General features: G+C 74.7%; 4 protein-coding genes. All 4 read right to left on the bottom strand.

Going from position 1 to position 4,788, the window contains the following annotated elements; genetic code table 11:
* On the bottom strand, nt 1–532 hold a 532-nt coding region (locus KS423_RS38720), incomplete at its 3' end, for a hypothetical protein (protein WP_224284422.1).
* A gap of 1 nt (nt 533) precedes the next feature.
* Nucleotides 534–1,799 carry a metallopeptidase TldD-related protein gene (locus tag KS423_RS38715; RefSeq protein WP_224284421.1) on the bottom strand — a complete coding sequence of 422 codons (1,266 nt, stop codon included), beginning with the start codon at nt 1,797–1,799 and terminating at the stop codon, nt 534–536.
* Entirely contained in the window at nt 1,796–4,060 is a 2,265-nt protein-coding gene (locus KS423_RS38710; protein WP_224284420.1) for a lantibiotic dehydratase, read from the bottom strand. The genes KS423_RS38715 and KS423_RS38710 overlap by 4 nt, the downstream gene beginning before the upstream one ends.
* The coding region (locus tag KS423_RS38705; protein WP_263455695.1) for a hypothetical protein at nt 4,057–4,788 on the bottom strand (732 nt) is incomplete at its 5' end. The genes KS423_RS38705 and KS423_RS38710, both read right to left, overlap by 4 nt.

Genomic DNA, 4,788 nt, shown 5'->3' with positions numbered 1-4,788 from the left:
GGCCGGCGGTCGCGCGGCCCCCGCGCGAGGTCAGCGAGAAAGCCGCACCGGCCACCAGCACCGACGCCGCGGACGGCCGCAGCAGCAGCGGCCGCTCGCGCCAGTCGTCCGGCGGCTCAGCCGACACGAACGGCTCCGAGAGCGCCCCGAGTTCGTCCCAGGGCAGCGCCTCCACGAGCCCGGCCGGATCCCCCTGGCCGCTGGTCCCGAGCAGAACGGGGCCGCCGGGGGTCTCGACGCGGGCCAGCAACTCGGCCCGCCTCGACACCGGCAGGCCGTCGCTGTCACGCCACTCGTGGACCTGCGCCACCGCGCTCTGGAGTCCGGCGACGACCGACGCCGTCCGTTCGGCCGCCTCGGTGAGCAGCAGCCCGGTCTCCTTGCCCGCGTCCTGGTCCGTCGGCCCGGCGACCCGCCGGGAGCCGGTGACCCGGCCCGTCGCGTCCCGTTCGACGCTCAGGGTGTCGAGCGAGACGGTCAGCCGCGGCGCGCCGCGGGTGGGCGTGACGACTCCGGAGGCACGTGTCCGCATCTCAGCCACGGGCCACCGCCCGCAGCCCGACGAGTCCGGCCGGCAGCCGGAATCCGGCGTTCGCGAACGACACCGGCACCGGGTACTGCCCCAGCTTTCCGCAGCCTCCGGTGGCCCGCAGATAGGCGGCGACCCGGTGCTCGTAGGGCCGCAGACCCGCGAGCACCCGCGCCCCGTCACCGGTCACCGTCAGCGGGCCCAGCCGGGCGGTGCTGCCGTCGGCGCGGTGCAGCAGGGAGAACGGGGCGTGGAAGACGAAGGCGCCCGAGGCGATGTTCATCATGTCCAGCCGCAGCCCGTACGGGGCGATCCAGTCGCCCGAGGGCGGCTCCGGCTCGGCCGTGGGCTCGATCACGGCCACGGTGTGGGTCATCCGGGGGATCGCCGGATGCCGGTAGCTCTGTTTGCGCCCGTGGCCCGTGCCGGGGCCGCCGCCGAGCAGGGAGGCGAGCGCCCGGTCGGTCATCGGCTGCCCCACCGTGCCCCGGTCGATCAGCCGCAGGGTGCGGCACGGGGTGCCCTCGTCGTCGAACGGACTGCGGTAGCCCGGTCCGTCGTGCGCACCGCCGTCGAGCACCGACAGCCATGCGGGTGCGACGCGCTGTCCGGCGCGCGCCCCGAGGTAGCTCGTTCCGGACGCGACCACGTCGGCTTCCATCGGGTGGCCGACGATCTCGTGGAAGAACGCCCCGGCGAGGCCGGGCAGCAGGACGAGGTCGGCGCCGTCCGGGAGTTCGGTGGCGAGCGGCAGTGCGAGGCGTTCGCGCACCGCCTCGGCCGTCCGTACGGCCGCGTCCCTCAGCCCGTCCGGGTCGGACCACGGAGGGGCGCACAGCAGCGACCGGGAGTGGACGGTGCCGTCGTCACCGGTCAGCCTGGTCTCCAGGGTCGTGACGATCCGCTCCGTGGTGGCGACGCGTTCCGCGCTGCCCGCGGCGACGTGCTGCTGGGCCACACCCAGGGTCAGCTCCGCGCCGGTGTCGGCGGCGATCACTGCGAGCTCGGCGCGCAGCTCGGGGGTCAGCTCGAACAGTGGCCGTTCCTGCACCTCCCGCAGCGCGTCGGCGGCCTCCGGGCTCGTCCCGGCGGCGCCCGAGGCCAGCAGGTCGTCGCCGTCGGCGAAGCGGTGTTCGGTGAAGCCCTGGCCGAGGTGCCGTTCGACGCTCATTCCGCGCACCGAGGTCCGCTCGGTGGAGATGGCGCCGTCCGGGAGCACATCGGCCCGCATCCGCAGCGAGTGCTCGGCGAAGAGCGTGGTGTGTGTCATCGCGTGCTGCTCCCGCCGCTGCTCCTGCCGATGATCTGCATCCGCAGCTCGCTGGTGTAGCGCCGGCCTTCGCTGTCGCGCAGCCACAGTTCGTCCGGTCCCGGCGCCATCCGCTCCACGCCCAACTGCTCGGCGTCGCGCGCCACATGGCTGATCAGGTCCGCCGCGAGGGGTGAGGCCAGGTCGATCAGATACGGCTTGCGCTCGTGGGCGCTGCGGCAGAAGACGAACCGTGTTCCCGTGTCCCGGGCCAGCCTGCGCAGCGCGAGGAACCGCGCTTCGGGTTCCGGTGCCGCGAGCGCCGCGGTGGGCACCTGCCACCGGGAGCGCTGCAGGACGACCGACCCCAGGGCCACTTCGGGCTGCGCGTCCTCGGTGGTGAAGGTGGGGTGGAGCACCTGCGGGTGCGAAAGGGCGGCGATGGGGGCGTACTTGACGAAGTCGCTCAGCGGGACGTACGCGCTGACCGTCCTGCCGTCCGGATCGTGCAGGGTGACCTCGTGCGGCCCGATGCGGACCGTGAGGTCTTCCGGCTTCAGCAGCTCCGACTGATCGTGATCGGTCCAGGTCAGCGGGCGCATCGCGACCTCACGGCCGGGGAAGCGGTAGTAGCCCTTGTTGCGGCGCCCGAAGTCGAGCCCGACGACCGTGCCGTCCTGCGCCGCCGTCCAGGCGGCGGCGTCCGCGCCGAGCCGGTCCGGGTCCGGGTGCATCGTGCCCAGCCAGCTGCGCACCAGCAGGTGGTGGTGGGCGCGGGAGAGTACGAGCGGGGCGGCGCCGAGCCCGGAGGCGTCCGGCGCGGCGGGGCACAGGTCGATGACCGCGTACCGGTCGCCGTCCAGCGCCCCGGCCGCGCCGGTCAGCCGCTCGACCTCGGCCTGCCAGTCGGCGCCGGGGTAGCTCGGCGCGTGGGCCGCCTGGAAGGTGCTGGTCGAGTCGGAACGGCTCGCGGCCGCACGGGTCGCGTACGTGAGGAGGTCCAGTTCGGCGTCCTGCCCACCGGTCGTGCCGTCCGTGAAGGCCTCGCGCACCGCGGCCGCCGCGGCGCGCTGGGCGGCGTGCCCGTGCGCGGTGCACACCTCCATCACGGGGGCGAGCTGCCGCTCCCAGTCGCCGATCAGCCCGGCGCCGAGGGTCAGCGCGAAGGGCGACGCGCACTCCTCGAAGAACACGGCGCGGTCGGCGTACGCCGCACCGGCGCCCCTCCTGGCCGGCCTGCCGGTGAACTCGGTGAACCGGTTCTCCAGGGCGGCGACGGCGGCCGGCTTGCGGTCCAGCGGTACCTCGGCCAAGTCGCCGATGAGGGAGGAGAGTTCGTCCATCCGACCGAGCCACAGCTCGCGTGCCGGTGAGGCGGGCAGCGCGGAGAGCTGGTCCCGCAGGGTCGCGAGGGGCTCCAGGTCGTAGTCGCCGCCGCCGAGACCGATGGTGACGGCCTCCTCGGCCACCAGCCGCATCAGCGTCCTGGCCACCTCGCGGGCCGGCTGCCCGGCGGCGCGCACCACGTCGCGGAACACCGTTCCGTCCGGGGCCACGAGCAGCAGCAGCGGCTCCCGCACCGCGTCACCACGCCCGGTGGAGTGGAACGCGAGATGCGGAAGGATCTTGGGGTCCCTGGCGATCGCGGTGGCCAGCGCACGCGCCGCCCAGTGCGAGAAGAACACCCGGCGGACGCGGGGCACGTCGTCGCGCAGCACGGCACCCTCACCCTCGCCCACCGTGCCGTACGCCATGGGCCCGAAGAAGCTCACCGTCTCGTTCTTCGCGCAGAACCGCTGCACGTACGTGAACATCTGCCGGCGCACCCGGCGCCAGCGCGAGGTCAGCGGTCCTTCGTACGCCAGCAGCGGGAGCAGCATGTTGCGGTACGCGTCCGGGTTGGACAGGAACACGGCCTCGGAGACCCCGGGATCCGCCAGCAGGTCCCGCAGCCGCTTGCCGGCCTCCTCGTCGGCCTCCCGGCAGGCGAGTGCGTAGCGTTCCCAGGCGTCGGCCCAGGCGCTCACCGCCGGGCTCCACCGCGCTCCGCCGGACCTCGGCACCTGCCGCACCCGTCCGCGCAGCACATCGGACCGCAGCGACTCGGCGCGGGGCCCGTCGAACCGCTCCTCCACCAGCTCCAGGACGGTCCGCTCGCGGTCGAGCAGCTCGTCCGCGAGTTCCAGCAGGGAGTGGGGCGCGCCCAGCTCCTCCAGCCAGTCGAACGGCATTCCCGCATGGCGCAGGATGAACTCCCGCCCGATGCGCCACTGTCGGCTCACTGGCTCCTCCGCATCACTCCGGCCTGGACCAGCCGATCGGTCAGTTTCCTTCGGACCTCGTCGCCGATCCGGTCCAGGACAGCGGTGTCGCCGGACGAGAGCCGCTCCACGACCGGCGTCAGCTTCGGATGCAGCCGGAACGCGCTGCCCGTCCGCAGGTTCACCACGAACGAACCCGGGCCCCGGCCGTCCGGGCCGGGCCCCTCTCCGGCCACGACGGCGGCCGAGGGCTCCCACACCGGGGTCCCGTCCGGTGCGGCGAGCACGCCGCAGGCGAACCGGCCGGGGAACAGATCGGCGACGGCACCGAGTTCGGCGTTGAGCGCGCCGATCGCCGCGGTGCGCTCCGTCTCGTCGAGCGTCCCGGGCGCGGTGAACCGGTCCCAGCGCGGCAGATCGTGCCCCGGGGTCGTGTGCCGGATCAGCGGCACGCCGTCCCAGGCCCGCGGTGCCGCACCGCCACGGATCGCCGGCAGCCGGAACGGGCTGAGCCCCGCGAGCCGGGGGCCCGGCCCGGACAGCAGCCTCCGCGCCGTCGTGCCGGTCTCCTCGGCACTCACCCCGGGCGCCCCGACGAGCAGTTCGACCCGGAGCAGTGGCCCGTCCGCCGCGTCCAGGACGGGCCGCAGATCGGTACGGCGGCCGTCCGCCCCCGTCACCTCGGCCCAGGACGCCGCCCGCGCCACGGTCAGCGCCGCGCCACGGCACTCGCGCCACGCCTCGGCGGG

This window comes from Streptomyces sp. LS1784, assembly GCF_020103755.1.
In the GTDB taxonomy this organism is placed as follows: domain Bacteria; phylum Actinomycetota; class Actinomycetes; order Streptomycetales; family Streptomycetaceae; genus Kitasatospora.
Note: the sequence above shows the minus strand (reverse complement) of the source record. Positions and strands in the feature narration are given on the sequence as shown.

Bases quoted from the DNA above. Each gene is read 5' to 3' on its own strand.
- KS423_RS38715 (WP_224284421.1), bottom strand. From the start codon at position 1,799: ATGACACACACCACGCTCTTCGCCGAGCACTCGCTGCGGATGCGGGCC.